Source organism: Rhizobium sp. N324, from assembly GCF_001664485.1.
Classification (GTDB): Bacteria; Pseudomonadota; Alphaproteobacteria; order Rhizobiales; family Rhizobiaceae; genus Rhizobium.
In genome coordinates this window covers 60,294-86,697 of record NZ_CP013634.1, presented here as the reverse complement: position 1 = coordinate 86,697, position 26,404 = coordinate 60,294, and the positions used below count along the sequence as shown (strand labels likewise).

Sequence of the window (26,404 nt, the reverse complement as noted above, 5' to 3'; positions counted from 1 at the left end):
ATCGCGCGATCCTGAACAACTCCAGCTCCAGTCATCAACCGAGCTTGGCGATTGCCCGCAAATTGTCGGCCGTCGTTGTCGGGAATTCGAAGAATTCGAGATAGGCGGGGATCTGTTCGAACAGCATATCCGTGCCGACCTGAAAGGCGCAGCCGCGGGCCCGGGCCGCCTCCAGGAAAGGGGTGATCTCCTTGCTCATCACCACCTCGCCGACGAAGGTCGATGGGGAGATGCGGTCGACGTCGATCGGCAGAGGGTCACCCCGCCGCATTCCAAGCGGTGTTGCGTTGACGACGATGTCGAAGCCTGTCGGGTCGAGCGAGCCGACCGTCACCCGCAAATGCGGATAATATGTCTTCAACCGGTCGAGCAGCGCGGAGGCGGTCGTCTCGTTGGCGTCGAAGAGCGCGAGATGGGCGACGCCCGCCTTCGCTAGGGATGCCGCGATCGCCGAGCCGACGCCGCCGGCGCCGACCACCAGCGCCTTTGCGCCCTCGACCTTCTTGCCCTTGCGCAGAACACCCCGCACAAAGCCTTCGCCGTCGAACATATCGCCGATCAGCCTGCCGTTCGAAGCAAGACGCACCGCATTGCACGAGCCCGCGACTTTGGCGTTGGTCGAGGTTTCGTCGAGCAGCGCCATCGTCGCAATCTTGTGCGGCATGGTGATGAGCGCACCGTGAATATTGGAGAGCCGGAAGACAAGTTTCAGGAATGCCGGATAATCCTCCGGCATGCAGCCCATCGGCACGACGACCGCATCGATGCCGTTTTTCTCGAAATACGGATTGTAGATCAGAGGCGCCTTGAATGACTCGGTGGGATAACCGAGGTGCGCAATGAGTTTGGTCGTCCCGGTGATCATGTGGCTAGACTTTCTGGGGATCGGCAGAGACGCCGGCGTCAGAGAGGTGGATCATCTGCCCCGAGCGCGCCGATCTTTTGATCGCTTCGACGACCCTGAGGGTGGCAAGGCCCTCCCGCCCGCTGACGAGCGGTGCTGCTTCACCGCGAATGACATCGCAAAAATGGCTGAGCTGACGGCAAAGCGGATCGGCGGCTTCGCAAGCCACGCGCTCCTCGGCAAGCGGCGCCAGCCAATCCGGCTCGGCGGTGCTCGTCCAAAGCGTCAGATCGGGAATGCCGAGCGAGCCCTTCGTGCCGCCGATCTGATAGCAATGTTTGGGATAGCGGGGATATGCCGGGTTTTCGCCGGTGGTCGCCTCCCAGCTCCAGGGTGCGGCCACCGCATCGCTGCCGGTGAGCGTCGCAAGAACGCCGTTTGCGAACCGCAACGAGACGACTGAACTATCCTCGACGGCGGATTGGCGCACGGCGTGCGATTCCATCGCATGCACGGCCTCGACCTCGCCGAACAGAAATCGGAACAGGTCGACATCATGGATCAGGTTGACGAAGATCGGGCCGGCGCCGGCCTCCCGCCGCCACGGGATGTCGAAATAGTCATCAGGCTTGGCGACCCAGAAGGTGCCGTGCACCGCCACGATCCGGCCGAGCCTGCCGCCGTCGACGATCTGTTTGGCCGCCTGGATCATCGGGTTGTGGCGGCGGTGATGGCCGACGAGGAGCGGTATCCCCGCCCTCTCGCCGGCTGTCACCAGCGTTGCGGCAGCGTCGACGTCATCGGCGATCGGTTTTTCGATGAGAACGGGAATGCCGGCGGCGATAATCTCCATGGCATTCTCGACGTGCAGCTGGTTCGGCGTTGCCACGATGACGCCGTCCGGCCGGTCCTCGCCAGGGATGTCCCGGAAGGAGGCGTGGCATCGGATGCCGGCATTGCGGGCAAAGTCGCGGCCGGCCGCAGACGGATCGATCACGGCGGAGAGAACGGTTCCGGGCTCGCATATGACGCGCTCGGCATGGCGTCTGCCGATCAGGCCGGCTCCCATGACTGCAATCTTCAATGGCTTCATGTTCGGCTCCGCAATTGGACGAGGCATCGGCCCTGAGACCGCTTATTTCCGCAGGATTTCTCCGAGAAACTTTCTGGTGCGCTCGTGCCGCGGGTTGGTGAAGAATTCGGCGGGCGGGGCTTCCTCGACGATCGCGCCGCTGGCCATGAAGATCACCCGATCGGCGACCTGGCGGGCAAAGCCCATCTCGTGGGTGACGCAGATCATCGTCATGCCCTCGTCGGCCAGCGCGATCATCGTATCCAGCACCTCCTTGACCATCTCCGGGTCGAGTGCCGAGGTCGGCTCGTCGAACAGCATCACTTTCGGCCGCATGCAGAGCGCGCGCGCGATGGCGACGCGCTGCTGCTGGCCACCCGAGAGCTGGACCGGATATTTGTCGGCCTGTTCCAGGATCTTGACCCGCTCGAGCAGCCCGCGCGCCCGGTCCTCAGCCTCCGCCCTGCCGACGCCGATCCCCTTCATCGGCGCCAGCATGCAGTTCTGCAGCACGGTCAGATGCGGAAACAGATTGAACTGCTGGAAGACCATGCCGACCTCCCGGCGGATGGCGTCGATGGTCTTGGCCTGGTCGCTGAGAACGATGCCGCCAACCCGGATCTCGCCCTTCTGGTAGGTCTCGAGATGGTTGATACAGCGAATGAGCGTCGATTTTCCGCTGCCGGAAGGCCCGCACAGGACGATCCTCTCGCCGCTGCGCACCGTCATGTTGATATCGTGAAGGGCTTGAAACGAGCCGTACCACTTTTCCACCTGCGCCATGGTGATCATGGTTTCCGCGGCCTGGGCGGGAATGGGACTGGTCATCGGTAGAGCTCCAATATTGGCGGCAGGGCCGCATCGAAGAACAGGGGATGCGGTCAGCGCGCGGAAGCGGCAAACTTTCGCTCGAGGCGCGCGCCGAGGATCGTCAGCGGGCAGCACATCAGGAAGTACAGGATGCCGACGACGCCGAAGACCGTCAGCGGCTGGAAGATCTGGTTGGAGATGATGTTGCCGGCCCGAGTCAGCTCGGTGAAGCCGACGATCGAGGCAAGCGAGGTGCCTTTGATCAGTTGCACGAGGAAGCCGATCGTCGCAGGCAGCGAGATGCGCAGCGCCTGCGGCAGGATGACATCTCTCATGCGGGAGATGTAACGGAGGCTGAGCGCCTTTGCCGCTTCCGTCTGGCCGCGCGGAACCGCTTCGATCGATCCGCGCCAGATCTCGCCGAGATAGGCGCTGGCATGCAGCGTCAGGCCGATGGCGACAGCCACCCAGGCATCGAGCATCAGTCCGAGCAGGGCCAGGCCGTAATAGACGACGAAAAGCTGCATCAGAAGCGGCGTTCCCTGGAAGACGGCGATATAGCCGGCGGTCAGGCGTTCCAAAAGCGGGTTGCCCGAGACGCGGGCGAGAGCGACGCCGAGCCCGGCGATGCAGCCGCAGACAAAGCCGACGGCGGACAGGACCACGGTCCATTTCAGGCCGATCAGGAGGAAGACGAACTCGTCGTGACCCATGGAATTCCTCCTACTTGACGGGATATTTGAAGTAGCGGGCCGAAAACGCCGCAAACAGGCGCATCATCACCCAGGAAATCACGAAATAGAAAAGCGTGACCGTGAAGTAGACCTCGAAACTGCGGAAGCTCTCCGATTCGATGCGCTGCGAAACGGAGGTCAGCTCATAGGCCGAGATCGCCGAGGCAATGCTGGTGGTCAGCGTCAACAGCACGAACTGGCTGGTGAGGGACGGATAGATCGCCCGCAGCGCCGGCTTGAGGATGATCAGCCGGAAGACCTGGGCCTTGTGCAGGCCAAGCGCCAGGCCGGCTTCCATCTGCCCCTTCGGGATCGACTGGACGCCGCCGCGAATGATCTCGATCGCGTAGGCGCCGCCGTTGATGCCGAGCGCGATGATCGCCGTCGGCGTCGGATCCAGCCGGATGCCGGCGAGCGGAAGCGCGAAATAGATGAAGAAGATCTGCACCAGGAACGGCGTGTTGCGGATCAGCTCGACGAAGGCGATGACCAGCCCCCGCAGGGGTTTGAGCGCGGAGTCGCGTAGGGCAACGCCGCCGATCCCGATGACGATGGCCAGCAGCATCCCGCAAATGGCCAGCAGGAAGGTCCCGAGGCAGCCGAGCAGAAGGCTCGGCAGCCCATCGATGACAGGGGTGAAATCCAGCTTGTAATTCATGCTTTCGCTGCTCCCGCCATGTCGGCCATTGCTTCGATGGCAAGCTCATAACCGCGGGCGCCGAAACCGATCATGATGGCGGTGGCGACGCGCGAGATCAGCGAATTGTGGTAGATGCTTTCGCGCGCATGAACATTCGAGATATGCAGCTCGATCTTCGGCGGGTCGAACATCTTCAGCGCATCGAGAAGGGCGATCGAGGTGAAGGTATAGCCGGCGGGATTGATGATGATGCCGCAGGCCTGTTTGCGGGCCTGATGCACGCTTTCCACCAACTCGCCCTCGAAATTGGTCTGGCGGAAGTCGATGGCAAAGCCGAGGCTCTCAGCCTTCGCCAGGCACTTCTCCCTGATATCGGCGAGCGTCGTCGAGCCGTAGACGGCGGGCTCGCGCTCACCCAGCAGGTTGAGGTTCGGGCCGTTGAGCACAAAAATGGTTCTGGTCATGTCGCGCACCTCAGGGCCTGGGGCATGGCGGTTGCGTGGACGGGCATTGGCACGCCCGCCTTCATTTCGGTCTTTCTCTGGACGTCAAATTCCCGCGCTAGGAGATCGCCGCTTGCCCCTCATCCGGCTGCCGCCACCGACCGGGGTCGAGCCACGGGTCTCGACCCGTCCTTCGGACCCCCGCTCGCGGGGAGAAGGGGGTATGCGGCAACCTCTCCGTCCCTCGCCAACATCTCGTGGGGTACGTCCCCTCTCCCCGTCCTTACGGGGAGAGGGTTAGGGTGAGGGGCAATCGGCAGCCACCGACGCGAACCAATGCTTGCTCAGTTCGCCGCGAACGGAATGCCTTCCAGCTTTTCCGGGAATTCCGGGACCGGGACCTTCATCCACTTGTCGTAGACGGCCTTGAGATCGCCGTTTGTCTTGATCTTGTCGATGAAGCTATTCAGCGCCGCATTGATTTCCTTCTCGCCGAGACGCGTGCATGCGCCGTTGTAGAGTTTCTGGAATTCAAGCTTGTTTTCGAATTCGCCCGGGCGCGCCTTGTTCACCCTGTCCATGTAGAAGATGTTGCCGCCCAGCGTATCGACCTGGCCGGAGACCAGGGCCTGGACGCTGGCAGCGTCTCCGTCATAGCGCCGGATCGTCGTGCCTTCAGGCGCGTTCTTCGTCACCTGCGTATCCTGCGCTGCACCCTTGGCGACGCCGACGCTGAACTTGGCCATATCGGCATTCGTCTTGATCTCCGCCGATTTGGGACCGATCAGGACGATGGCATTGGCAACATAGGGCTTGCTGAACTGCACGGCCTTGGCGCGATCCGGCAGCATTGCCATGGTCGCGAACAGAACGTCGACGCGCCCCGCCGTCAGCGCCGGAATGCGGTTGTTGACTTCGAGCGGCACGAACTCGACGGAAACGCCCAGTTCCTTGGCGAACAGCGTCGCGATGTCGGCGTCGAGGCCGTCCTGCTTGCCGCCGCTGGTCACAAAGCCCCAAGGCGGGTTGTCGCCCTGAATTCCGACGATGATCTTACCGCGAGCCTTGATTTCGTCCGGCGTGATGGCCGCGGCCGGCTGCGCCAAGGTAACGGCAGCCGCCAGGGCCGCGGCTCCGAGCATCGCCTTGCGGCGCGTCAGCATAGATTTGAACATTATGTTTCCTCCTCTTTGGCGGTCGTTCGACCGGACAGCCACCTCACCTTTTGACTGTGGGAAGAATGATTGCCAGAGACGAACGTGCAAATCAACAGAGTTTTTGAAAATCATATGAGATTTTATAATGCATCAATCTATTTGAATTCCTCAAGAGATTAGCGATAATAGGTGAGAGCGATTTTTCGCAGCTGGCGGTGAATGCCGAAAGGGCTTTGACATGAAGACCTCGATTGCGACTGTGACGATCAGCGGCGAACTGCCGGAGAAGCTCGAGGCGATCGCCCGAGCGGGCTTCGACGGCGTCGAAATCTTCGAAAACGATTTCCTGGCCTTCGACGGAAGCCCGGCCGATGTTGGAAAACTGGTGCGCGACCATGGCCTGGAGATCACGCTGTTCCAGCCGTTTCGCGACTTCGAGGGCATGCCGGAGCCGCTTAGAAGCCGCACTTTCGATCGCGCCGAACGGAAGTTCGACGTGATGCAGCAGCTCGGAACGGATCTGGTGCTCGTATGCTCCAACGTTTCGCCGGCCGCCATCGGCGGCATCGACCGGGCGGCGGAGGATTTCCGGGAACTCGGCGAACGTGCCGCCCGGCGCGGACTGCGGGTGGGCTACGAGGCGCTTGCCTGGGGTCGCCATATCAGCGACCACCGCGACGCCTGGGAGATCGTGCGGCGCGCCGATCATCCGAATGTCGGCCTCATCCTCGACAGCTTCCACACCTTGTCGCGCAAGATCGACGTCAATTCGATCCGCTCCATTCCCAAAGAGAAGATCTTCATCGTTCAGCTCGCCGATGCGCCGCTGATCGACATGGACCTGCTCTATTGGAGCCGCCATTTCCGCAACATGCCCGGAGAAGGCGACCTTCCCGTCACGGCCTTTACCGAAGCCGTCGCTGCCACGGGTTATGACGGCTATTTCTCGCTGGAGATTTTCAACGATCAGTTTCGAGGCGGCCTGTCGCGGCCGATCGCCGCCGATGGTCACCGCTCGCTGATCTATCTCGGCGATCAGGTGCGCCGCGATCTCGGCACCGGCAGCATGACCGGGGCGGCGATGCCGGAAAGGGCTGCCGTCAAGGGCGTCGGCTTCGTGGAGTTTGCCACGGACGAACAGGATGAGGTCGAGCTGGTGGCCTTGCTGCGTACCCTCGGTTTCAGACAGACCGCCGTCCACCGCACCAAGAAGGTCTCTCTCTTCGAGCAGGGCGAGATCCGTATTCTCGTCAATGTCGATCAGGCGGGTTTCGCCAATGCGGCCTATGCCGTGCATGGGACGTTTGCCTATGCCATGGCCCTGGTCGTCGACGATGCCGCAAAGGCATATGCGCGTGCCCTTGCGCTCGATGCCGAGCCCTTCGCCCAGCCTGTCGCGGCCGGCGAACTCGAACTGCCGGCCATTCGCGGCGTCGGCGGCGGCATCGTCTATCTGATCGACGACAAGAGCGCTCTCGGCCGCTTTTCCGAAATCGACTTTCACCCGGTCGCCGACGACACCGGCGCGGCGTCTGCCGGCCTTATTCGCGTCGATCACGTCGCCCAGACGGTCGGCTATGATGAAATGCTCACCTGGCTTCTGTTCTACACGTCGATCTTCGAAACCCATAAGACCCCGATGGTCGACATCATCGATCCGGCCGGAGTGGTGCGCAGCCAGGTCGTCGAAAACCAGTCGGGGGCGCTGCGCATCACCATGAACGGAGCCGAAAACCGCCGCACCCTGGCCGGACATTTCATTGCCGAAAAGTTCGGATCCGGCATCCAGCACCTGGCGTTTTCGACCGGCGACATCTTTGCAACCGCCGAAAAACTTCGCAGCTGCGGTTTCAGATCCCTGCATATTTCGCCGAATTACTACGACGACGTCGAAGCCCGCTTCGGGCTCGATCCCGTCATGACCGAGCGGCTGAAAGCGGAGAACATCCTCTATGACCGCGACGAGCACGGCGAATATTTCCAGCTCTACAGCGGCACTTATGGCGAGGGTTTCTTTTTCGAGATCGTCGAGCGCCGCGGCTATCGCGGCTATGGCGCCCCGAATGCAATTTTCCGCATCGCCGCGCTGAAAAAACAGATGCGCCCGGAAGGAATTCCGAAAGACGCTTATTAGTCAGAGAATGCGGCCGCTCTTCAGCACGTGCTCGACGCCGCTTTGAACATGCCGCCTGACCACCTCGGTTGCGCCGACGACGTCGCGTTGAATGGACAGGTCGAACAACAGCCGGTGGTCGTCGACGACAGGCTTTCCGCGAAAGCTTTCGGCCAGCATATGGTAACGGAGGAAGCGGTCGAAGACCGACGACAGGGTCGCCATCAGCGTCTGCGAATTGCAGGCCGAGACGATCGCCTGATGGAACTCCCAATCGTAGCGGACCCAGTCGACCGTGCGCGACATATCGCCTGCCAGCAGCTTGCGCTCGGCGGCGGCCAGCCGATGATGCGCGGCGACGATGCGCCCCTCCCATTCGAGATTTCCCGCAGCGAATGCGAGGCCGATCGCATGCGTTTCAAGAACGATCCTCAGGTCGGCGAGCTCCAGCAGTTCCCGCCGCGAGGCCGGGCTGACTTCGAAACCACGCTGCCCTTCGGCGACGACGAGGTTCTCCGTGGTCAGGCGGCTCAGAATTTCGCGCAGCGACGAAATGCCGATGGAGTAGCGCTCCTTGGCCTGCTCCAGCTTGATCTTGGCCCCCGGCGGCAAAACCCCCGATATGATATCCTCGCGGATCTGCCGGAAAACGACATCGCTTACGGTTTCGGCCGGATCGTGGACTTGCTTGAGCATGGCTTTTCCTGGTTTGCCGAGAGGTGTGATGGTTCTGACCTTCGAAGAGGCGTCCGTTGCTATTTCAGCGTCCCTTTGGCGAGCGCATGTTCCACCCCGCCTTCGATATGAAACGCAAGCACCCGCTTCGCCGTCTCCGCATCCCGCCGCAAGGCCGCATCCAAAAGCTGCTGGTGTTCTTCGGCGGCGACGTCGCCCCGGTAGGACAGGGCGACCATCTGATATCGCAGATATTTGTCGAAGATCACCGAGTGGGTCTGCATCAGCAGTTTTGATCCGCAGGCGGAAATCAGCGCCTGGTGGAATTCCCAGTCGTAGCGCTTCCAATCCTCGGCCCTGCTGGTATCGCCTGACGCCATGACCTTCTCCATCCGCGCCAATTTGTAATGGGCCGCGACCAGCGGCGCCTCCCATTCCACGTCTCCACGCGCGAACGACTGCTCCAGGGCATGGCTCTCGAGGAGCAGTCTCATCGCTGCCGTCTCCTTGAGGTCGGCAACCGACACCGGAGAAACTTCGAACCCCTTCTGTCCCTCGGCGACGACAAGCCCCTCGGAGGAGAGCCGGTTCAGCACCTCCCGCAGCGTGCTGATGCTGGTCTCGTAGGACTCTTTCAGGCTTTCCAGCTTCAGCTTTTGGGCAGGCGCCAGCCGCCCGAAAATAATGTCGGCCCGAATGCGCCGGTAGCTGCTCTCGGCAATGGTCTCGTTTACGACGGGCTGCAGCATCACCGAGTCTCTTATATTTCCATTATCATCGGATATATCGCTTTTCGGCGAGTCCAATCAAGGAAACATTCGCGCGGAAGCCAGCACAATTTTCTCAGAGGATGCTGTTTTCTCCAGACATGGAAATGCGGATGAGAAATCCGTTCATGCCGCATCGGCATATTCAGCTGTGTTCAGTCTGCCGCAAAGACTTTCAGCGCGAATGGCTTGTCACTGAATTCGGGGGTCGGACGGACGGCAATTGTTTTTTCAATCGCGCGCAACCATCTAATAGGCATGACTTACGGGAAAATGTCCCCGCCCCAGCAGCCCGTTTACCGAAAACGAACCATACCGGGTTGCTTTCCGACGCGAAAGCCGATTGCTTAGGAAAATCTACTTCTTCTTCCGCTAGCGGTTAGGAGAATGCAAGGGGGTACAGGCAAACCCGTGGAATTCTGCTGCTTCGCATCGGGATAAACTATGTTTACGATGGCGATGCGGGAAGGCCGGTTTGAAGAAAGATGACGACAGAACTATTTCAGGTAAAATTTTGGGGCGTCCGCGGCAGTATTCCCGTCTCGGGGCCCGAGTTCGACCGCTACGGCGGTAACACTTCCTGCATCGAAATTCGCTGCGGAGAACACAGGATGATCTTCGATGCGGGCTCCGGCCTGCGCGAGGCCGGCCTGTCGTTGCTCGCCGACGGCGTCAGCGACGTCGACCTGTTCTTCAGCCACTGCCACTACGACCACATCATCGGCCTGCCCTTCTTCAAGGCGATCTACTATCCCTCGATCAACGTCAACATCTGGTCGGGCCATCTGGACGGCAAGATGAGCACACGCGAAATGGTCGAGCAGTTCATCAGGCCGCCCTGGTTCCCGGTTAAAACCGACATCTGCCAGGCGACGATGAATTTCAGCGATTTCCATCCCGGCCAGGTGCTGACGCCACACAAGGGCATCGAGATCAAGACCTTCATGCTCAACCATCCGGGGGGCGCCATCGGCTACCGCATCGAATGGCAGGGCCGGTCGGTCGCTCTGATCTACGACATCGAGCATACCCCCGGCAGCCACGATCCGGTCTCGCTGGAGATGATGAAGGACGCCGATCTCGTCGTCTACGACTGCACCTACAATGAAGACGAGATGCAACGTTTCAAGGGCTTCGGCCATTCGACCTGGGAGCACGGCACCGAGCTGGCGAAGATTGCCGGCGCCAAACGCTTCGCCCTCTTCCACCACGCCCCCTCGCGCACCGACGAACAGCTGGCGCAGATGGAAGTGCAGGCGCAGGCCGCCTTCCCCGAATCCTTTGCCGCCCGCGACAATCAGACCGTGGTGATCTGACAGCTGCAGGCCGCTTTTGCCGCCTGCAGCGGGGAACCGATCCCGAGCCGGACCGTTTTCTCCGTATCGCAAGATCGTCGAAATGGGTATCAGCCATGACCGTGTTTTCCGGACAATGCCTTTGCGGGCAGGTGCGTCTCTCTGTTCGCGGCGAGCCCAGCCGCGTTGGGATCTGCCATTGCATGGACTGCAGGAAGGAAAGCGGTTCGGCCTTCACCTTCTATGGGATCTGGCCCGCCGGCCAATTCGAACATGCGGGGGAAACCGGCGCGTTCCAAGGCCGGCATTTCTGCACCGGCTGCGGTTCGCGGCTGTTTTCCGTCGATGACGAAGAGGCGGAAATCAAGCTCGGCATCCTGTCCGAGGCACCGACGGCCCTGGTGCCACGCTACGAACTCTGGATCAAGCGCCGCGAACCGTGGCTGCGGCCGGTCGAGGGCGCCGAGCAGTTTGAGGAAGACCGACGATGAGCGGCGCCGCCGGAGACGCTCCGACGGCGGCCCTCGTCCAGCATCGCCGGATCACCGTTGCCGGCGTCGAGACGTTTTATCGCGAAGCCGGAAGGCGCGATGCGCCTGTCTTGCTGCTGCCGCATGGATATCCCTGCTCCTCCTATGAATTCCGCAATCTCATGCCGCGCCTGGCTGACCGCTGGCGGTTGATTGCGCCGGACTTCCCCGGTGCCGGCTATAGCGGCACGCCCGACGATTTCGACTACAGCTTCGATGGCTACGCCGCCTGGCTGGAGGCTTTCGTCGACGTGCTGGAGATCGACCGCTTCGCCCTTTACCTCCACGATTTCGGCTCGCCCATCGGTGCGCGACTGGCCATCAAAGATCCCAGTCGCATCGTGGCGCTGATCATCCAGAACGGCGATATTCCCTACGAGGATGCGCTCGGGCCGAAATATGCGGATATCGAGGCGACGTGGTCGCTGCCGCGATCGGAGATGAGGAAGGTGCTGGCCGAGGCGATCAGCAAGGAGACCTTCAAGGAGGAATTCCTCAACGACCTGCCGCCGCCTCTGGCCGCCGCCATCCCGCCGGATCTCTGGACGCTGCACTGGTCGCTGATGACGCCGCGGCGCCAGGAAATCGCCATCGATCTGATCGCCGGGCTGAAAGAGAACCGGGCGTGGTTTCCGCAGCATCGGACATACCTCAGGGAAAACCGGCCTCCGGCCTTGATCGTCTGGGGTCCCAACGACCACTACATGCCGGAACAATCGGCGCGCGCCTATCTCCACGATCTGCCGGATGCCGAACTGCATCTGCTCGGCGGCGGCCACTGGCTGCTCGAGACGCATCTCGATGAGGTCACCGCACTGATGCGAGATTTCCTCGGGCGCGTTCATCCCAGTTGATCGGCCAACTGATCGGCCATCGACCGGCAAGCCTCACGGCTTGAGAAGTGCCGATGCCGCCGACCAGTGGACGGCGGGATGCCGTCCCGTTGCGGCAAACAAGGCCGACAGGAAATCCCAGGCGGCGGCGTCGTGCACCAGATGGTGGGCGAGCACGCCGATCGGCTCGTCGCTGCCGGCAAACCGGTCGCGCAATTCCGCCACCAACTCGGCCACCAGATCCGCCTCGCTCCGCCCGCCGCGCGTGCCGTGCCAGTCGATGATGTCGACATGGGTGTTGAGAAGTGGTATCGGCCCGCCCTGCTTTGCCCGCCCATAGACCGAAAGCGCTGCGAAGCCGAGATCCGGCAGCGCCGGGATGAGGGTGGCGTCGATCCGGTTCCACGGCGGCACCAGCACCGGCAGGAAACGGGCCGGATGGAGCCGCTGCAGCAGCCGGAACCCGTCACCCAGCTCGCCGAGCACGATCTCCGCCGGCCGGTCACTGCCGAGCTCCTGCTTCTTCCGCTCCGGCCCCGCATGGTTGCTATGCGACCAGCCATGCACGGCAACCGTAACGCCGGCCTCTGCCGCCAGCCGAGCCGCCAATGCCTCGCCCGTCAGGCCAGGAATGACGGCCAGCGTCAGGGGCACCTTGCTTTCGCCGCTTAACGCCAGCAGCCGCTCCAGATCAGGCGTCGGCTCGATCGCATCGTCGTCGCGCAGCCACAAGCGGGCCACACGGCCGGCGGCCTGCCAGCGGTCGAGCTCACGGCGCAGCGGCTCCCAGCTCGTCATGTCGGTCATCGCCTTACTCCTGTTGCCGCATTGGCTCGCAAAATTCCGTCCAGCCGCTCGGCCGCCATCGCCAGCGAGCGCTCGCCGAGCACGAAGCGGCGCGCCGCCTGGCCCATGGCGTCGCGCCTCTCCCCATCGTCCAGCAGGGCAGCCACGGCCGCGGCATAGGCGGCGACATCGCCATCCCGCGTCAGCAGGCCGGTCACCCCGGCCTCGACCACCGAAGGGACCCCTGCCGTTTCCTGCGCGACGACAGGCAGGCCGGCGGCCTGGGCTTCGAGATAGGCAAGGCCGTAAGCCTCGCCGCAGCCCGGCCAGACATAGATGCCGCCGCGCCCGAGCAGGCCGGCGATTTCGGCCGCATCCCGCTCGCCCAGCCATTCGATGCGGCCGGCGGGAAAGGCAGAAAACAGCGCCTCCACTTCGTGCCGCATCGGGCCATCGCCGATGACGGCAAGCGTCCAGGGCCGGTCTTCGATCAGCCGCAGCGCTTCTGCGAGCATCGCATAACTCTCCATCTTGTCGCCGGCCCGCATCATCGCCACCACCATCAAGCGCTGCGGATCGGGCGCCGGCGACACCGCCTCGAACAGCGCCGTGCCGATGAAGGGTTTGAGGCCGGCAAGCCGCGCCTGCGGAAAGGCGGCCGAAAGGCCCGCCTGGTCGCGCTCGGTGAAGCTGATATTAACCGCCGCCTGCAGGATCGCCTCGCCCACGCGTTTCTGCACGCCTGCCCAGCCGGTGCTGTCACGTTTGGCCGCATAGGAGGCTTCGGCGGTGACATAGGGAATGGCGAATTCGGCGGAAATCACCGGCCCGAGCGGATCGGGCGATTTGTAATAGGGGTGGTAGCAAAACCAGAGATGAGGTGGAGGCACTGATGCCCATTTTTCCCGCAGCCGCTGCAGCTCGGCATCGATCGCCGGTTCGAGCGTGGCTGCCGCTTCCGGTGTCGCGGCATAGGTGCGGAATTCGGAGGCGACCTCGACCTCATGCCCGGCAAGCTCCAGCGCCTTGATCAACAGCCGCGCCATCAGCCGGTCGCCTGACGGCACCGGATGGTTCGGCGATTTCATCGGCGCGTAGAAAGCCACCCGCATGCATAACCCTCATATGAAGACACTGTGTTTCCAACCGGCATGGCCGGCGGCGAAACTCCGCTATTGTCCATTTCCCTAAAACTTGCGCATAAGCATATGGAATGTGATCGCGATGGAAGCAATTCCGCCTCTTTCTCAATTTCTATGAGCCTGCGGTTGCATCGACAAGAACGGGAATGAATGACGACGGTCTCGGCCACAGGGATTTTTTCGGAGCGTACGATCAGAAGGGCAAGGCTCGGTTCCGGCCTCGTCATTTTCATCTTCGTCCTGCTGCATTTGTCGAACCATGCGATCGGCCTGATTTCAGTCTCCGCCGCCGATAAGGCCGCCCGGCTGTTCATGGCGATCTGGCGCAATCCTCTGGGCACCGCCATTTTCTATTCGTCGGTTCTGATCCACATGGCGCTGGTGCTGCGCGCCATCTATATGCGCCGCAGTCTGGTCATGCCAAAGGGCGAAATGGCGCAGATCGTGCTCGGCCTGCTGATCCCGCTTCTGCTCATCGATCATGTCATCGGCACGCGTATCGCCCATGAACTCTACGGCTATATCGACGACTACGAGACTGTCGTCGGAACGCTGTGGATCAGGGCGCCGGCCAACGGATTGCGGCAGGCCGCCGGTCTCGTCGCCGTCTGGATCCACGGCTGCATCGGCCTGCATTTCTGGCTGCGCTACCGCCCCTGGTATCCGGGCCTGGCGCCGCTGCTGCTGGCGCTGGCGATCCTCGTGCCAGTGCTCTCGCTGCTAGGCTTCGTCGAAATGGGCCGGACGCTGGCCGACCCTTCCTACCAGCAGGCAATCGCCAACAGCCCCTATAAGGCAACGGTCAACGCCCGTTACGCCTCGAACCCGGAAGTGCACCGTCAGGTCTCGACGATCCGCGCCGGGCTCTACGGGGCTTTCTCGGCTTCGTTGCTGATCGTCGTCGCCGCCCGCGCCCGGCGCAAGCTGAAGGAGCGCCTCGATCAGGTCGCCGTGCATTATCCGGGCGGCGAGGTGATCCGCGTGCCGCGCGGCTTCTCGGTGCTTGAGGCAAGCCGGCTCGGCGGTCTGCCGCATTATTCCGTCTGCGGCGGCAAGGGCCAGTGCTCCACCTGCCGTGTGCAGATCCTCGGCGATTACGAGAACCTGCCGACCCCAGACAAGATGGAACAGACGACGCTGAGGCGCATCAATGCCGGCCCCGATGTGCGGCTCGCCTGCCAGCTGCGCCCGAACCGCGATGTCGCGGTGGCGCCGCTGCTGGTGCCGGCGCTCGAGGCCGCCCTTCCCGTCAACAGCCAGGAGACCAGCCCCGGCCGCGAGCGCGAGATCGCCGTGCTCTTCGTCGACATCCGCCATTTCACCACGCTGACGGAAACACGCCTGCCCTTCGACGTCGTCTTCCTGCTGAACCGCTATTTCGCCATCATCGGCAAGGCGGTGGAGCAGGCGGGCGGGCGGCTGGACAAGTTCATCGGCGACGGCGCCATGGCGCTGTTCGGCCTCAACACCGCGCCGGAGGAAGCCTGCCGCCAGGCGCTCAACGCGGCTGCCGCGATCGTCGCCGAGATCGAGAAACTCGCCGCCGAACTCGCCGAGGAATTGGCGCTGCCGCTGCGCATCGCGATCGGCATTCATACCGGCCCGGCCGTCGTCGGCACGATGGGCTACGGCCGGGTGCGCAGCATGACGGCGATCGGCGATACGGTGAATGTCGCAAGCCGGCTGGAAAGCGCGGCCAAGGAATTCGAAGCGGCGATCGTTATCTCCGAGCCGGTGGCGACGCTTTCCGGCGCCGATCTTTCCGGCATCGAAAGCCGTGACATCAGCGTGCGCGGCCGGGCGCTACCCTTGAAAGTCTACGTCATTCCGAGAGAGAAAGCGGCAGAACCGCTCGAAGGAAAAGACTGATGCCCGGCACACCCTGGCTGACCACCAAATATTGGAGCCGCCGGCTGCGCAAGGCGCGCAATGCCGCGGCCTCCCGCTTCTTCGACACCCGCTTCGGCCGCCGGCTGCTGATCGAAAATATCGGCCCGCGCGTCGTCTCGATGACGGTCGATGCCGGCGACCATCTGATGACCTTTTCGCCTTCGGATTACATCGGCCGCAAGGTCTTCCGGAAGGGCCATTTCGAACGCGACGCGGTCGACCGGCTGATCGCCATCCTGCGCGAGCGCGGCCTGCTCCGAAAGGATGCGACGCTGCTGGAGATCGGCGGCAATATCGGCACCCAGACCGTCTATTTCGCCTTGAGCGGTACCTATGCCAGGGTCGTCAGCATCGAGCCGGACCCGCGCAACTTCCCGCTGCTTGCCCTCAACATCCGTCAGAACCGGCTGGAGGAAAAGGTCCGCCTCGTCAACTGCGCCGCCGGCGAGCGCGAAGGCGAGATCGACTTCTTCCTGAACCGCAACAATCACGGCAAGAGCAGCGCCATCCGCCAGAGCCCGACCGACAAGAAGATCAGCGTGCCGGTGAAGCCGGTGTCCGCAATTCTCGCCGGCCTGTCGATCGACCCTGAAGCAATCGGTCTCGTCTGGATGGATATCGAAGGCTACGAGCCGATCGCCTGCCGCTCGATGCAGCCCCTGCTTTCCCGCCGCGTGCCGCTGCATATGGAATTCACGCCTCTGTTCTACGGTCCAGAGGGGACAAAAGCCTTCATCTCAACGCTTGCCGGCTTCTACGAGGACTGCCTCGTGCTCTTCGAGGACCGCGAGGAGGAGATGAAGGTGCGGGATCTGCCGGGGGAGTTTGATCAGTATAACGTGCTGTTTCTGCCGTAGAGGCGGCTTCGGAGCCTCCCGTCTGCGCCCCTTGCGCTAAGGTATCAGCAAAATACTGCCTGCGGCCCGCCCCGACTCCAATTCGATATGCGCTGTTGCAACATCTGCCAGGCTGAATTCGGCAGCAATCTGGCAGACGATCCCTGCCTCCATGGCCTGGACTGTCGCCTGCGCCGCCTCGCGGTATCTTGCGACATCGGCGCACCAGGCCATGATGCTCGGGTGAGAGAGCGACTTGCCAGGCCGAAGCTCCTCGACCGGAACCGGCGGAACCGGCCCGGCGGCTTGCCCGATGGTAACAGCCATCCCGAAAGCCCGCACCGAACGAAGACTTTTGACCAGCATATCGCCGCCTATGCCGTCAAAGGCGACGTCGACGCCGTTGCCATTCGTGAGCCGTTGGACCTCGGCAACGATATCGGCTCCTCGCCCGACGATGAGATGATCCGCGCCGAAGGACTTGGCGAGCACTGCCTTTTCGGGTGTGCTGACGGTGCCGATCACCGTGGCATCGAGCGACTTGGCCCAGCGAACGAGGATGCTCCCAAGCCCACCCGCGGCCGCATGGATCAAAATACGGCTTCCGGCGCGGACATCGCACGTCTTCTTCAGCAGCATATAGGCCGTCATGCCTTTGAGCAGCGAACTCGCAGCCGTTTTCGCCGAAATCGAGTCGGGAAGCCTGATCACTCTTTCAGCGGCAATGGTCCTTGTCGTGCAATAGGCTCCGACCGGTGGTCCCGCATATGCCACCCGGTCGCCCTCCTTCAACTCCGTCACGTCAGGACCGACCGTTGCCACGACACCCGCGGCCTCGGCACCGATCACGGCCGGGTAGGAGGGCATCGGATAGATGCCCTTCCGATGATAGACGTCCAGGAAATTGGTGCCGATCGCTTCATGACGAATTTCTATCTCGCCGCGACCGGGAGGAGCGGAACGATGATCCTGTACCTGAAACCGGCTGACGTCGCCTGGGGCGTTCAACATTATGATCTGATCTGTCATCGTTCGATCTCCTTGATGCGCACAGGCTAGCGGCTGGCCAAGCGTGTGAAAATTCCCTATTGATTCACAATGAATGGGAGAAAATTCACAAAACTCGATTGGGACGACCTGCGGCATTTTCTGGCGCTGGCGCAATCGGGGACGTTTCTCGGCGCAGCAAAGCAGCTCGGCGTCGAGCACGCGACGATAAGCCGGCGCGTCTCATCGCTTGAAGCAACACTGGAACGCAAGCTCATCGACCGCCGCGGGCGGCGCATCATTCTCACTCTGGAAGGCGAGAAGGTCGCCAAGCATGCCGCTGTCATTGCCTTGCAGACTGCCGCGGTCGAGCAGATCGGGCGCAGCAGCGCGACGGAAGTGCGGGGACATGTGAGGATCAGTGCCCCGCCCGCTCTTTCGAGCGCGCTTCTGGCAAAGCCGATCGTAGCGATGCGGAAAGATCATCCGGGTGTGCAGATTACGCTTGTTGGCGAGAAGCGGTTTACGTCGTTGAACAGGCGCGAGGCAGACATCGCGATCCGACTGTCAAGACCGGAAGATGGCGACTATTCGATCACCAAGCTCCAGGAGCTGACGTTCAACCTCTTCGCTTCGAGGCGTTACCTCGAAACCGTTGCACCGTCCGAATGGACGTTTATCGGCTATGATGAAGCGATGAATTCCTCGCCGCAGCAATTGCGTCTCAACGAGGTGGCCGCCGGCCGCCAAATTGCGTTGAGATCATCCGTTCTGGAGTTTCAGGTCGCCGCCGCAAGGCTTGACGGGGGTGTCGTCATGCTGCCCGATTTCGCGGTCCCTTTCGATCTTCAGCGGATCGAGGGCGAACATGCTCTCGTACGGGAACTATGGTTGGTCGTGCACTCCGAGATCAAGGACGTTCCGTCTGTTCGTGTCGTCCTGGACGCGTTGAAGAACGCGTTCAAAAAGAAGCCTCATGCCGACCCGCCCCGTTTGTCCGAGTAGATCAACGATATCGACGAGGGCCGGAAGATCGACGTGCTCGCTTCGCCGCATCGGCAGGCACGGCAACGACGCGGCGACATCCTCACGGGGCGTGGGCGCTACGCGCGCCATCCCGTTAGGGCAGCGGAACCGGCGTGTCGGCGAGCGTTCTGAGATAGGCGATTACATCAAGCCGATCGGCTTCCTCAGGCGCGCCACGGATTTCCATGTCGACGCCAGGCGTTGTCAAAGTGGGACCCGCGAGAAATATGTTGAGGTCCTCATACGTCCAGGACCCCTCCCAAGCCGACAGCGTTTTGGAGTAGCCGTCGAACTTGGTCGAGGCCTTGTCGCGCCCGACGACATTCCACAGGCTCGGCCCCCTGGTCGGTCCACCTTGCGCAAGGATGGCATGACAGGAGGAGCAGTTGGGGGCAAAGAACGCCGCGCCCTTTGCCGGGTCGCCGTTCGCCAGCTTCGCGGAAATCGGCTCGGGTTTCAGAATGGTGACGCCATGCGCCAGCAGATAGGCGGCGATATCGGCATGATCGTCGTGTTTTGCAAGATGGTAGGCCGTGACAATGGCCGGCAGACGGGCGGGGTCGCCCCGGATCCAGACGGCATTGACGTCTGCCCCGGCTTCCACGAGCAGCTTGACACAATCCAGACAGCCGTTCGCGACCGCGAAGTGCAGCATGCGCTCGCCCCTTGCTGCGGCATTAGGGTCAGCGCCATGCGCCAACAACAGCCGCACGAGGTCGACGGCGTTCGTCAGGACAGCGCCGGTCAGCGGCAGGCCCATCGCCGACGGATTGTTCACACCCGCCCCGCGCTCGATCAGCAATTCCACGACTTCGGAATGGCCACTACGAATTGCCAGGAAGAGAGGTGTGGCGCCCTTGTCCTGCTCCTCGATGTCGGCGCCGGCATCGAGCGCCGCCGCGATCGCGGTCAGGTCGCCGCTCCTGACCGCCTCGTGAAGCGGACCGCCTTGGGCGGTTACAACAGCACTCAAATAGATGAGAAGGCTTCCGATCAGCTCACGCATCTGGCTCTCCCCCGGCCAATACGGTGATCGACAATGATATACCCGATCACACCCACCGGCCAGCGCAACCTAGCGCGGCTACAGGGGCGGCAGACGACGTTTGACAGAAGTGCCCTTGATGACAGCCGTGCTGGTGACGGCGTGTTCGGAGAGAGCTTCGAGAACATCGTCCATTTGCTCGATCGAATGGACGACCAAGCGGGCGAGGAATGGATCGTCGCCGGTAATCTTGTCGCATTCGACAAACTCCGGGCGCTCCTGAATGAGCCTTTCGACAAGGTGCAGCTTGCCCGGTAAAGGCCTGATCCTCACCATGGCCCGTATCTGATAGCCGATCGCACGCGTATCCACATCAACGGTAAATCCTCGGATAACACCGGTCGCCTCCAGCCTGCGAACGCGCTCCGAAACACTCGGCGCGGACATGCCGACGAGGCGAGCAAGCTCGCTCATCGACAAGCGGGCATCCGAATCGAGCGTTGCCAGAATGCGCGCATCGGTCTCGTCTAGCGTCGAGTTTCCAGATTGAAGGTTCCGAGGTGCCTTTGCCTTTGACATAGAGAGGAAGTTAACCGCTGATCCTTTGTGTTTCCATATAAAACTGCCGCGTCACATCGCATGATCTCCGCCAAAAGGAGAACATCGTGCTGCTTGGGATCATCGCCGGCCTTACGACTTGCGCATTGTGGGGGCTGACGTTCGTCGCCCCGCGCGCCGTCGCGCCGTTCACCGCGTGGGATTTGACCATTGCCCGCTACGGCATCTTCGGTCTTGCCTGCCTGCTACTGATGATCAATCGACGGTTTCGGCCTGCTGGAATGGCGCCGTCCCGGCTTTTGGTCGGCCTGCTTCTCGGGGGCGCGGGATATGTGGGATACTTTGTCAGCGCCGCCTTCGCCGTCCAGCTCGCGGGCGCTGCTATTCCCCCTGTCATCATCGGCACCATGCCGGTGCTTCTGGCGATTATCGCCAATATCCGTGACCGCTCTGCCCCATGGCAGGTTCTCGCCTTGCCTTTGATGCTGATCGCGGTCGGGGTAGCGATCGTCAATATCGCGACGATCCACACAGCAGATCCATCTACCAAGGCGACAATCACTCTCGGCATCCTCGCCAGCTTCGTGGCGCTTGCAATCTGGATCGTCTACGGGTTGGCAAATGCGGCCGTGATGCAGTCAGCCGACGCGCCGGACGGGCTGCAATGGACAGGGCTGCAAGGCATCGGCGCGGCGCTTGGGAGTCTGCTCCTGCTGCCGCTGGCTTCGTTCGATCTGGTGGATACGGCGTCGATTTCCGACGTCGCGAATTTTGCCGGTTGGGCGTTGTTAATGGGGCTGGGCGGCTCCTGGTTTGCGACCTGGTGCTGGGTGATCGCATCACGTCGCCTGCCGCTGGTTCTCTCCGCCCAGCTCATCGTTGCGGAAACGTTGTTCGGCCTCGCCTACGGCTTCAGTTTCGAGGCGCGTTTGCCGTCTTCTGTGGAGGCGATTGGCGCAGCATTGCAGTTCGTCGGCGTCTGTGCTGCCGTCGCAGTGTTCAGCAAGCGGCCTATCCGACCTGTCGCAAAATTCATATCACGCATGAACGCATCTCAGCGGAGGCCGCACGAACGTTAACAAACCGGAGTCCGCATCCAACGACATTGGCGGTGCTGATGTCTGATCGGCTTCCCAAGCTCCCCGCCACTCTAAGCCGGTGCCCGCTTCGAGCCATAACCGACCGATGTTGTGGTCGTCACATGATACCGCTTACGACCTCCGATACAGAAAATACCGCCCTTCCTTGATCCCCTCCGGCAGCGGCAGCGCCACCAGCTCGGCGTGCTCCAGCGGCAAGCCGCTGACGGCGATGCCGTTTGGGGCCAGCACGCCGGCCATTAGTTGCGGCAGCCAGGTGAGCGTCACGGCGTCGATCTCGTCATGGCCGGTGCCGATATCGGCATGGGCGAGCGCCGCACCGATGCCGAGGAAGGCCTGGCCGGATTCGCGGATATTGCCGGTTACCATATCCTCCGCCGCCGGCGTCGAGGCCGAATAGGAGCGGACCTCCCAGTCGAAGGCGACGATGCGGCGGCCGGGGAAATTTTCGCGCAGGTGATCATAGGTGCGGCCGTTGCCGAGGCCGAACTCCAGCACCGGGCCGTCGATTTCGCCGACCAGATCGATAATCGCGTTCAAAATGTCGCGCTGCGCCGTCAACCGGCGAATGAAGCTGTCGAGGCGGCTCATCTAATCCATATCCGTCATGAAAAATCGTGAGCGCGTGCTAACACATGAAACCTTGCCAAGTCGATTGCCGTAAATGGGAAATGGCGTTGCAGTGGCAACATGGGTCTGTGCTAAGCTGGATGACATGAAAACCGTGACCGACGAAGAATTCTTTGCCGCCGTGCCGCTGTTCAGCGCCTTCGAGGGCGTGACCGATGCCGCCAATTACCGGCCGCTGCCGGATGGGTGGGTGCTGGCGCTTGCCGATATCGTCGGCTCGACGCAGGCGATCGCCGGCGGCCGCTACAAGGACGTCAATATGGCGGGCGCCAGTGTCATTTCGGCGGTGCTGAATGCCGTCGGCAAGGGCGATTATCCCTTCGTCTTCGGCGGCGACGGCGCGCTGATCGCGCTTCCCGGCTCGCTGGAGCAGGCGGCGCGCGAGGCGCTTGCCGCCGTGCAGGTCTGGGTTGAGGAAGATCTCGCCCTGATGCTGCGCGTCGCCATCGTTCCGGTCGCTGACACCCGCGCCGAGGGCCTCGACGTGCGCGTCGCACGATATTCGGCAAGCCCGCATGTCACCTATGCGATGTTCTGGGGCGGCGGCACCAGCTGGGCGGAACGGCAGATGAAGCTCGGCCATTACGCCGTCGGGCGCGCCGCCGCCGGAACACGCCCCGATCTCACCGGCCTCTCCTGCCGCTGGAGCCCGATCGACGCGCAGAACGGCGAGATCGTCTCGATCATCGCCGTTCCCGGCGAAGGCCGGCCGGGCGAGGAATTCCGCGACCTCGTCAACGGCATCGTCGCCATCACCGGCGAGCAGAACCGCGGCAGCCATCCGGTGCCGGCCGACGGCCCGAACTTCGCCTTCTCGCTGCACGGCATCAACCGCGAGGCCAAGGCCACCGCACCCGCCGGCCGGCGGTTGCGTCAGAAGCTCTTCATCGTCCTGCAGCTCGCCATCACCGTCCTCTGCTACAAGCTCGGCATTCCGCTCGGCCGTTTCGATGCGCGCCGCTACAAGCGCGATGTCGCCGGCAATTCCGATTTCCGCAAATTCGACGACGGGCTGAAGATGACGGTCGACGTCGACGCCGACCATCTGAAACGCATCGAGACGCTGCTCGAAGCGGCGCGGGCCAAGGGCGTCGCCCGCTACGGCCTGCATCGGCAGGCCTCGGCGCTGATGACCTGCTTCGTGCCGACGCCGATCTCGCGCGACCACATGCATTTCATCGACGGCGCGTCAGGCGGCTATGCGGTGGCCGCCAGCCGGATGACCGGAAAATCGCTTTCCGGCGTTGCCGTCACGCCTTGATGACGTGATCGGCCGAAAGGCCGAGCCGGTTGAAAACGTTGCGGGTGTCGATGATCAGCGCAGCGCTTTTTGCCAGCGCCGCATAATCGACGCTGTCATGGTCGGTGGCGACCAGTACCGCATCGTAGCCGGCGATAGTATCAGGCGTCAGCGCCACCGACCGGCGGCCCTTCAGCGCCTGGTATTCACGTGTCGGCGGGATCTCGGCGACGAAGGGGTCGTGATAATCGGCCCGTCCGCCGCGTTCCTCGATGATCTCGATCAGCCGCAGCGACGGGCTCTCTCTTATATCGGCGACGTTTTTCTTGTAGGCGAGCCCGATCACCAGCACCTTGCTGCGGCTCAGCGCCTTGCCGGCGCGGATATCGAGCGCTTCGGCAAGCTTGCCGACGACATAACGCGGCATCGCCGAATTGATCTCACCGGCGAGCTCGATGAAGCGGGTGGGGAGTTCGTATTCACGCGATTTCCAGGTGAGGTAGAAGGGATCGATCGGGATGCAATGACCACCGAGGCCCGGGCCGGGATAGAAGGGCATGTAGCCGAAGGGCTTGGTCTTGGCCGCGTCGATCACTTCCCAGACGTCGATGCCCATCGCCGCATAGACGGTCTTCAATTCGTTGACGAGGGCGATGTTGACCGAGCGGAAGATGTTTTCGGTGAGCTTCACCGCCTCGGCCGTCGCATTCGAGGAGACCGGAACGACGGTCGAGACCGCCGCGCCGTAGAAGGCCCTCATCAGCGCCAGCGCCTCAGGCCCGTCACCGGCGACGACCTTCGGGATGGTGGCGGTGTGATAATGCTGATTGCCGGGATCCTCGCGCTCCGGCGAGAAGCCGACGAAGAAATCCGAACCGGATTTCAGCCCGGTGGATTCGAGAATGACCTTGACGATATCGTCGGTCGTGCCGGGATAGGTGGTCGATTCCAGCACCACCAGCTGGCCGAGGCGCAGATGCTGGGCGATCGAGCGCGAGGTCGCCTCGACGAAGGAAAGGTCGGGATCGCGATGTTTGGTGAGCGGCGTCGGCACGCAGATGATGATGACGTCGCAGGCGGCAAGACCGGCGAAATCGGTGGTCGCCTCGAAGCGTCCCGCATCGATCTCGGCGGCGAGTGCCGCATCGCTGACGGCATCGATATAAGAGCGGCGGGCAGCGAGCGCCACCATCTTGGAAGGGTCGATGTCGAAGCCGGTGACCGCAAAACCGCTGCGCGCCACCGCCATTGCCAGCGGCAGGCCGACATAACCGAGCCCGATGACGCCGGCACGCGCCGCGCGGGTTTCGATCTTCTGCAAAAGCGTATCGAAGGTGGAGGTGGCCAAGGCGGGATCTTTCAAACGGGGAAGAGGAAGCTGATCTAATGCATGATCGCGGTGAATTAAACCCGGGGGTCGCTTCTCCCCGGCGGCAATAGCGTCGGTCGGCGACTAAGACCCCTCCCCAACCCCTCCCCACAAGGGGGAGGGACTTAACTTGCCGCATCCTCTCACTCAAAAATCATCGCCGAGAACGCCGAGGTCGGAAAATGGGCAGGTTGGCGCCGCGGGTTAGTCCCTCCCCCTTGTGGGGAGGGGTTGGGGAGGGGTCTTGGGTTGTCAATCGACGGCATGGCTGCCCAAAACCCCTTAGCCGGGGTGTGGCCGAAATGCCCCGGCACAATCCTTTGTTGCAACTTGAGCGCACAAAAAAATACCGGTCCCATTGTTTCGCAATTGCAGCATCCCTATTTTGACTTTTGATAATGAACCACCGTGAAAGGACAACCCGTCCGGTCCTCCGATACGGGGAGCAGAGGGTGCCGCTGCCAGGCTCTCGGCAGGTCGTTGACAAATAATACCGCTCGTACATCCTGATTTCCTTGTGACCTGCGCATGAAAATGTGCCGGCCGAGGGATTTTTTTCTCTGGGATGGCGTGCCTTATGAGGATCATACCGAGAATGAGCACGATCGAATCCAGCGTCTCCTCCATCCTGTTGGACCGGGTCGCTGAATGGCTGACGAACTCTTCGCTGGCCGGAGACGAGCTTGAAAACATCGTGCGCGGCTTCTGTGAAAGGATCGCGGCGGCCGGGCTGCCGATCGCGCGCGTGCATCTGACCTTTTCGATGCTGCATCCGCTCTATGACGCGCTGAGCTTCACCTGGCGGCGCGCCAGCGGCGTCACCATTGAGGGTTTCCGCATGCCGGCCGGGCAGAAGCCGGACCGTTTCCTCCAGAGCCCCTATTATTACCTGCTCGACAACAACCTGCAGCACATCCGCCGCCGGCTGATGCAGGAAGGGCCGGCCGAATTCCCGATCTTCGAGGACCTGCGCAAGGACGCCATCACCGATTACCTTGCCTTCGTGCAGCCCTTCGGCGACGGTTCGGTGCAGGGCATGATGGGCTCCTGGTCGACCGACCACCATAACGGCTTTTCCGACGATATGATCGATGCGCTGATCAGGATGCAGAACCATCTGGCGGTCGCCGCCAAGATGGCGGTGCTCGGCAAGCTCGCCAACAACATGCTGACCACCTATCTCGGCGGTGACGCCGGCAAGCGGGTGCTGAACGGCCAGATCCGCCGCGGCGACGGGGAGACGATCCGTGCGGCGCTCGTCATGGGCGACATGCGCGAATCCACCATGTATGCCGAAAAGGAAGGCCGCCAGGCCTATATCGACACGCTGAACCAGTTCTTCGACGCGATCGCCGCCCCCTTCAACCGCAATGGCGGCGAGATCCTGAGCTTCCTCGGCGACGGCTTCCTCGCCGTCTATCCCTGCGGGCGCCACAAGGACCCGTCGAAAATCGCCTGCGAGGCAGCCCTTTCCGCCGTCCATCAGGCGCAGGCGCGGGTCGCCGAGCTCAACAGGGACCGCGAGGCGAAAGGCCTCAGCAAGGTCGGCTACGGCATCGGCCTGCATGTCGGCAACGTCATGTTCGGCAATGTCGGCCTCAAGGACCGGCTGACCTTCTCTGCCTTCGGCTCGGCGGTCAATGAGGTGCAGCGTCTGCAGATCCTGACCAAGAAATACGGCCGCGAGGTCGTCGCCAGCCAGGCATTCGCCGGTTATTGCGGCGGCGAATGGACGACGCTCGGCGAAGAGAAACTGCGCGGCATCCGCCAGAAGGTGACGGTGCTGCAGCCGCGGGCGCCGGCCCCCGCGATCAACGTCGAGGAGGGCTTCCGCGAGGCTGTTCAGAACGGGCTTTCTGAAGCCGAACAGGTCATTCTTCTGCACCGTGACGCGAAGAAGCACGTCGAGCGTACAACCGTGGAGAAGTTCATCCAGTAAAAG

The 26,404-nt window shown here is 62.4% G+C and carries 26 protein-coding genes; 10 read left to right on the top strand and 16 right to left on the bottom strand.

All coding sequences use genetic code 11. The features are described from left to right. Positions 1-34 precede the first annotated feature (34 nt). From AMK05_RS27965 to AMK05_RS27935, 7 genes are all read right to left on the bottom strand, one after another. The gene (locus tag AMK05_RS27965) at positions 35-865 is read right to left on the bottom strand and encodes a shikimate dehydrogenase family protein (protein WP_064843042.1); all 831 of its coding nucleotides are present in this window, start codon (positions 863-865) and stop codon (positions 35-37) included. A gap of 4 nt (positions 866-869) precedes the next feature. Further along, complete coding sequence (locus AMK05_RS27960) at positions 870-1,937, bottom strand: Gfo/Idh/MocA family protein (protein WP_064843040.1); 1,068 nt, start codon at positions 1,935-1,937, stop codon at positions 870-872. A gap of 42 nt (positions 1,938-1,979) precedes the next feature. Beyond that, positions 1,980-2,744, bottom strand: coding sequence for an amino acid ABC transporter ATP-binding protein (locus AMK05_RS27955; protein WP_064843038.1), 765 nt, complete (start codon positions 2,742-2,744; stop codon positions 1,980-1,982). 53 nt (positions 2,745-2,797) lie between these two features. Then, positions 2,798-3,439 carry an amino acid ABC transporter permease gene (locus tag AMK05_RS27950; RefSeq protein ID WP_064843035.1) on the bottom strand — a complete coding sequence of 214 codons (642 nt, stop codon included), beginning with the start codon at positions 3,437-3,439 and terminating at the stop codon, positions 2,798-2,800. A gap of 10 nt (positions 3,440-3,449) precedes the next feature. Beyond that, positions 3,450-4,118: an amino acid ABC transporter permease gene (locus AMK05_RS27945; RefSeq protein ID WP_064843033.1), complete on the bottom strand. Its 669-nt coding sequence runs from the start codon at positions 4,116-4,118 to the stop codon at positions 3,450-3,452. Beyond that, complete coding sequence (aroQ, locus tag AMK05_RS27940; RefSeq protein ID WP_064843031.1) at positions 4,115-4,564, bottom strand: type II 3-dehydroquinate dehydratase; 450 nt, start codon at positions 4,562-4,564, stop codon at positions 4,115-4,117. Before aroQ ends, AMK05_RS27945 begins: the two co-directional genes overlap by 4 nt. A 323-nt stretch (positions 4,565-4,887) precedes the next feature. Next, a complete protein-coding gene (locus tag AMK05_RS27935) occupies positions 4,888-5,718 on the bottom strand; it encodes a transporter substrate-binding domain-containing protein (RefSeq protein ID WP_064843029.1) in 831 nt (276 codons plus the stop codon). A 220-nt stretch (positions 5,719-5,938) separates the two neighbouring features. On the opposite strand from AMK05_RS27935, the gene AMK05_RS27930 reads away from it, so the two are divergent. Next, on the top strand, positions 5,939-7,834 hold the full coding sequence (locus tag AMK05_RS27930) for a bifunctional sugar phosphate isomerase/epimerase/4-hydroxyphenylpyruvate dioxygenase family protein (protein ID WP_064843026.1): 1,896 nt from the start codon (positions 5,939-5,941) through the stop codon (positions 7,832-7,834). Here AMK05_RS27930 and AMK05_RS27925 read toward each other — a convergent pair whose 3' ends face one another. Both AMK05_RS27925 and AMK05_RS27920 read right to left on the bottom strand, forming a co-directional pair. Beyond that, positions 7,835-8,509, bottom strand: coding sequence for a GntR family transcriptional regulator (locus AMK05_RS27925; protein WP_064843024.1), 675 nt, complete (start codon positions 8,507-8,509; stop codon positions 7,835-7,837). A 59-nt stretch (positions 8,510-8,568) separates the two neighbouring features. After that, entirely contained in the window at positions 8,569-9,237 is a 669-nt protein-coding gene (locus tag AMK05_RS27920) for a GntR family transcriptional regulator (protein WP_064843022.1), read from the bottom strand. 503 nt (positions 9,238-9,740) lie between these two features. Between AMK05_RS27920 and AMK05_RS27915 the strand changes: the two genes are divergently transcribed. The 3 genes from AMK05_RS27915 to AMK05_RS27905 all read left to right on the top strand — a co-directional run bounded on the left by AMK05_RS27915 (position 9,741) and on the right by AMK05_RS27905 (position 11,934). After that, positions 9,741-10,571 (top strand): MBL fold metallo-hydrolase, encoded by an 831-nt coding sequence (locus AMK05_RS27915; protein WP_064843020.1) that lies wholly within the window; start codon positions 9,741-9,743, stop codon positions 10,569-10,571. Positions 10,572-10,666: 95 nt separating this feature from the next. Then, positions 10,667-11,041, top strand: a complete 375-nt coding sequence (locus tag AMK05_RS27910; protein WP_064843018.1) for a GFA family protein — start codon at positions 10,667-10,669, stop codon at positions 11,039-11,041. Beyond that, complete coding sequence (locus AMK05_RS27905; RefSeq protein WP_064843014.1) at positions 11,038-11,934, top strand: alpha/beta fold hydrolase; 897 nt, start codon at positions 11,038-11,040, stop codon at positions 11,932-11,934. The genes AMK05_RS27910 and AMK05_RS27905 overlap by 4 nt, the downstream gene beginning before the upstream one ends. Positions 11,935-11,967: 33 nt before the next feature. On the opposite strand, the gene AMK05_RS27900 is transcribed toward AMK05_RS27905, so the two are convergent. Continuing rightward, positions 11,968-12,720 (bottom strand): polysaccharide deacetylase family protein, encoded by a 753-nt coding sequence (locus AMK05_RS27900; RefSeq protein ID WP_064843012.1) that lies wholly within the window; start codon positions 12,718-12,720, stop codon positions 11,968-11,970. Beyond that, a complete protein-coding gene (locus tag AMK05_RS27895; protein WP_064843009.1) occupies positions 12,717-13,811 on the bottom strand; it encodes a glycosyltransferase family 4 protein in 1,095 nt (364 codons plus the stop codon). Before AMK05_RS27895 ends, AMK05_RS27900 begins: the two co-directional genes overlap by 4 nt. A 180-nt stretch (positions 13,812-13,991) precedes the next feature. Here AMK05_RS27895 and AMK05_RS27890 point away from each other — a divergent pair, with 180 nt between their 5' ends. Continuing rightward, the gene (locus tag AMK05_RS27890; protein WP_064843007.1) at positions 13,992-15,710 is read left to right on the top strand and encodes an adenylate/guanylate cyclase domain-containing protein; all 1,719 of its coding nucleotides are present in this window, start codon (positions 13,992-13,994) and stop codon (positions 15,708-15,710) included. After that, positions 15,710-16,588 carry an FkbM family methyltransferase gene (locus AMK05_RS27885; RefSeq protein WP_064843005.1) on the top strand — a complete coding sequence of 293 codons (879 nt, stop codon included), beginning with the start codon at positions 15,710-15,712 and terminating at the stop codon, positions 16,586-16,588. The genes AMK05_RS27890 and AMK05_RS27885 overlap by 1 nt, the downstream gene beginning before the upstream one ends. Positions 16,589-16,624: 36 nt before the next feature. Here AMK05_RS27885 and AMK05_RS27880 read toward each other — a convergent pair whose 3' ends face one another. Beyond that, the gene (locus AMK05_RS27880) at positions 16,625-17,596 is read right to left on the bottom strand and encodes a quinone oxidoreductase family protein (protein ID WP_064843003.1); all 972 of its coding nucleotides are present in this window, start codon (positions 17,594-17,596) and stop codon (positions 16,625-16,627) included. 69 nt (positions 17,597-17,665) lie between these two features. On the opposite strand from AMK05_RS27880, the gene AMK05_RS27875 reads away from it, so the two are divergent. After that, the gene (locus tag AMK05_RS27875) at positions 17,666-18,559 is read left to right on the top strand and encodes a LysR family transcriptional regulator (RefSeq protein WP_064843000.1); all 894 of its coding nucleotides are present in this window, start codon (positions 17,666-17,668) and stop codon (positions 18,557-18,559) included. Positions 18,560-18,674: 115 nt separating this feature from the next. Here AMK05_RS27875 and AMK05_RS27870 read toward each other — a convergent pair whose 3' ends face one another. Both AMK05_RS27870 and AMK05_RS27865 read right to left on the bottom strand, forming a co-directional pair. After that, positions 18,675-19,586, bottom strand: coding sequence for an ankyrin repeat domain-containing protein (locus AMK05_RS27870; RefSeq protein WP_064842998.1), 912 nt, complete (start codon positions 19,584-19,586; stop codon positions 18,675-18,677). A gap of 78 nt (positions 19,587-19,664) precedes the next feature. Beyond that, on the bottom strand, positions 19,665-20,144 hold the full coding sequence (locus AMK05_RS27865) for an Lrp/AsnC family transcriptional regulator (RefSeq protein WP_064842994.1): 480 nt from the start codon (positions 20,142-20,144) through the stop codon (positions 19,665-19,667). A gap of 86 nt (positions 20,145-20,230) precedes the next feature. Here AMK05_RS27865 and AMK05_RS27860 point away from each other — a divergent pair, with 86 nt between their 5' ends. After that, complete coding sequence (locus AMK05_RS27860) at positions 20,231-21,202, top strand: DMT family transporter (RefSeq protein ID WP_064842992.1); 972 nt, start codon at positions 20,231-20,233, stop codon at positions 21,200-21,202. A 132-nt stretch (positions 21,203-21,334) separates the two neighbouring features. Here the strand turns inward: AMK05_RS27860 and AMK05_RS27855 are convergent, their stop codons facing one another. Continuing rightward, entirely contained in the window at positions 21,335-21,814 is a 480-nt protein-coding gene (locus AMK05_RS27855) for a class I SAM-dependent methyltransferase (RefSeq protein ID WP_064842989.1), read from the bottom strand. A gap of 124 nt (positions 21,815-21,938) precedes the next feature. On the opposite strand from AMK05_RS27855, the gene AMK05_RS27850 reads away from it, so the two are divergent. After that, positions 21,939-23,114, top strand: coding sequence for a DUF3095 domain-containing protein (locus AMK05_RS27850; protein WP_064842986.1), 1,176 nt, complete (start codon positions 21,939-21,941; stop codon positions 23,112-23,114). Here AMK05_RS27850 and AMK05_RS27845 read toward each other — a convergent pair. Then, positions 23,104-24,441, bottom strand: a complete 1,338-nt coding sequence (locus AMK05_RS27845) for a nucleotide sugar dehydrogenase (protein WP_064842984.1) — start codon at positions 24,439-24,441, stop codon at positions 23,104-23,106. The two genes, AMK05_RS27850 and AMK05_RS27845, sit on opposite strands and share 11 nt — an antisense overlap. 616 nt (positions 24,442-25,057) lie before the next feature. Between AMK05_RS27845 and AMK05_RS27840 the strand changes: the two genes are divergently transcribed. Next, the gene (locus tag AMK05_RS27840; protein ID WP_064842982.1) at positions 25,058-26,401 is read left to right on the top strand and encodes an adenylate/guanylate cyclase domain-containing protein; all 1,344 of its coding nucleotides are present in this window, start codon (positions 25,058-25,060) and stop codon (positions 26,399-26,401) included. The last annotated feature ends 3 nt before the right edge of the window (positions 26,402-26,404 follow it).

Excerpts from the sequence above, each read along its gene's own strand:
- AMK05_RS27900 (WP_064843012.1), bottom strand. The coding sequence starts at position 12,720 with ATGACCGACATGACGAGCTGGGAGCCGCTGCGCCGTGAGCTCGACCGC.
- AMK05_RS27915 (WP_064843020.1), top strand. The coding sequence starts at position 9,741 with ATGACGACAGAACTATTTCAGGTAAAATTTTGGGGCGTCCGCGGCAGT.
- AMK05_RS27955 (WP_064843038.1), bottom strand. The coding sequence starts at position 2,744 with ATGACCAGTCCCATTCCCGCCCAGGCCGCGGAAACCATGATCACCATG.
- AMK05_RS27840 (WP_064842982.1), top strand. The coding sequence starts at position 25,058 with ATGAGCACGATCGAATCCAGCGTCTCCTCCATCCTGTTGGACCGGGTC.
- AMK05_RS27960 (WP_064843040.1), bottom strand. The coding sequence starts at position 1,937 with ATGAAGCCATTGAAGATTGCAGTCATGGGAGCCGGCCTGATCGGCAGA.
- AMK05_RS27885 (WP_064843005.1), top strand. The coding sequence starts at position 15,710 with ATGCCCGGCACACCCTGGCTGACCACCAAATATTGGAGCCGCCGGCTG.
- aroQ (WP_064843031.1), bottom strand. The coding sequence starts at position 4,564 with ATGACCAGAACCATTTTTGTGCTCAACGGCCCGAACCTCAACCTGCTG.
- AMK05_RS27925 (WP_064843024.1), bottom strand. The coding sequence starts at position 8,509 with ATGCTCAAGCAAGTCCACGATCCGGCCGAAACCGTAAGCGATGTCGTT.
- AMK05_RS27910 (WP_064843018.1), top strand. The coding sequence starts at position 10,667 with ATGACCGTGTTTTCCGGACAATGCCTTTGCGGGCAGGTGCGTCTCTCT.
- AMK05_RS27895 (WP_064843009.1), bottom strand. The coding sequence starts at position 13,811 with ATGCGGGTGGCTTTCTACGCGCCGATGAAATCGCCGAACCATCCGGTG.
- AMK05_RS27880 (WP_064843003.1), bottom strand. The coding sequence starts at position 17,596 with ATGACAGATCAGATCATAATGTTGAACGCCCCAGGCGACGTCAGCCGG.
- AMK05_RS27870 (WP_064842998.1), bottom strand. The coding sequence starts at position 19,586 with ATGCGTGAGCTGATCGGAAGCCTTCTCATCTATTTGAGTGCTGTTGTA.
- AMK05_RS27850 (WP_064842986.1), top strand. The coding sequence starts at position 21,939 with ATGAAAACCGTGACCGACGAAGAATTCTTTGCCGCCGTGCCGCTGTTC.
- AMK05_RS27935 (WP_064843029.1), bottom strand. The coding sequence starts at position 5,718 with ATGTTCAAATCTATGCTGACGCGCCGCAAGGCGATGCTCGGAGCCGCG.
- AMK05_RS27905 (WP_064843014.1), top strand. The coding sequence starts at position 11,038 with ATGAGCGGCGCCGCCGGAGACGCTCCGACGGCGGCCCTCGTCCAGCAT.
- AMK05_RS27890 (WP_064843007.1), top strand. The coding sequence starts at position 13,992 with ATGACGACGGTCTCGGCCACAGGGATTTTTTCGGAGCGTACGATCAGA.
- AMK05_RS27855 (WP_064842989.1), bottom strand. The coding sequence starts at position 21,814 with ATGAGCCGCCTCGACAGCTTCATTCGCCGGTTGACGGCGCAGCGCGAC.
- AMK05_RS27950 (WP_064843035.1), bottom strand. The coding sequence starts at position 3,439 with ATGGGTCACGACGAGTTCGTCTTCCTCCTGATCGGCCTGAAATGGACC.
- AMK05_RS27875 (WP_064843000.1), top strand. The coding sequence starts at position 17,666 with ATGAATGGGAGAAAATTCACAAAACTCGATTGGGACGACCTGCGGCAT.
- AMK05_RS27865 (WP_064842994.1), bottom strand. The coding sequence starts at position 20,144 with ATGTCAAAGGCAAAGGCACCTCGGAACCTTCAATCTGGAAACTCGACG.
- AMK05_RS27920 (WP_064843022.1), bottom strand. The coding sequence starts at position 9,237 with ATGCTGCAGCCCGTCGTAAACGAGACCATTGCCGAGAGCAGCTACCGG.
- AMK05_RS27930 (WP_064843026.1), top strand. The coding sequence starts at position 5,939 with ATGAAGACCTCGATTGCGACTGTGACGATCAGCGGCGAACTGCCGGAG.
- AMK05_RS27965 (WP_064843042.1), bottom strand. The coding sequence starts at position 865 with ATGATCACCGGGACGACCAAACTCATTGCGCACCTCGGTTATCCCACC.
- AMK05_RS27945 (WP_064843033.1), bottom strand. The coding sequence starts at position 4,118 with ATGAATTACAAGCTGGATTTCACCCCTGTCATCGATGGGCTGCCGAGC.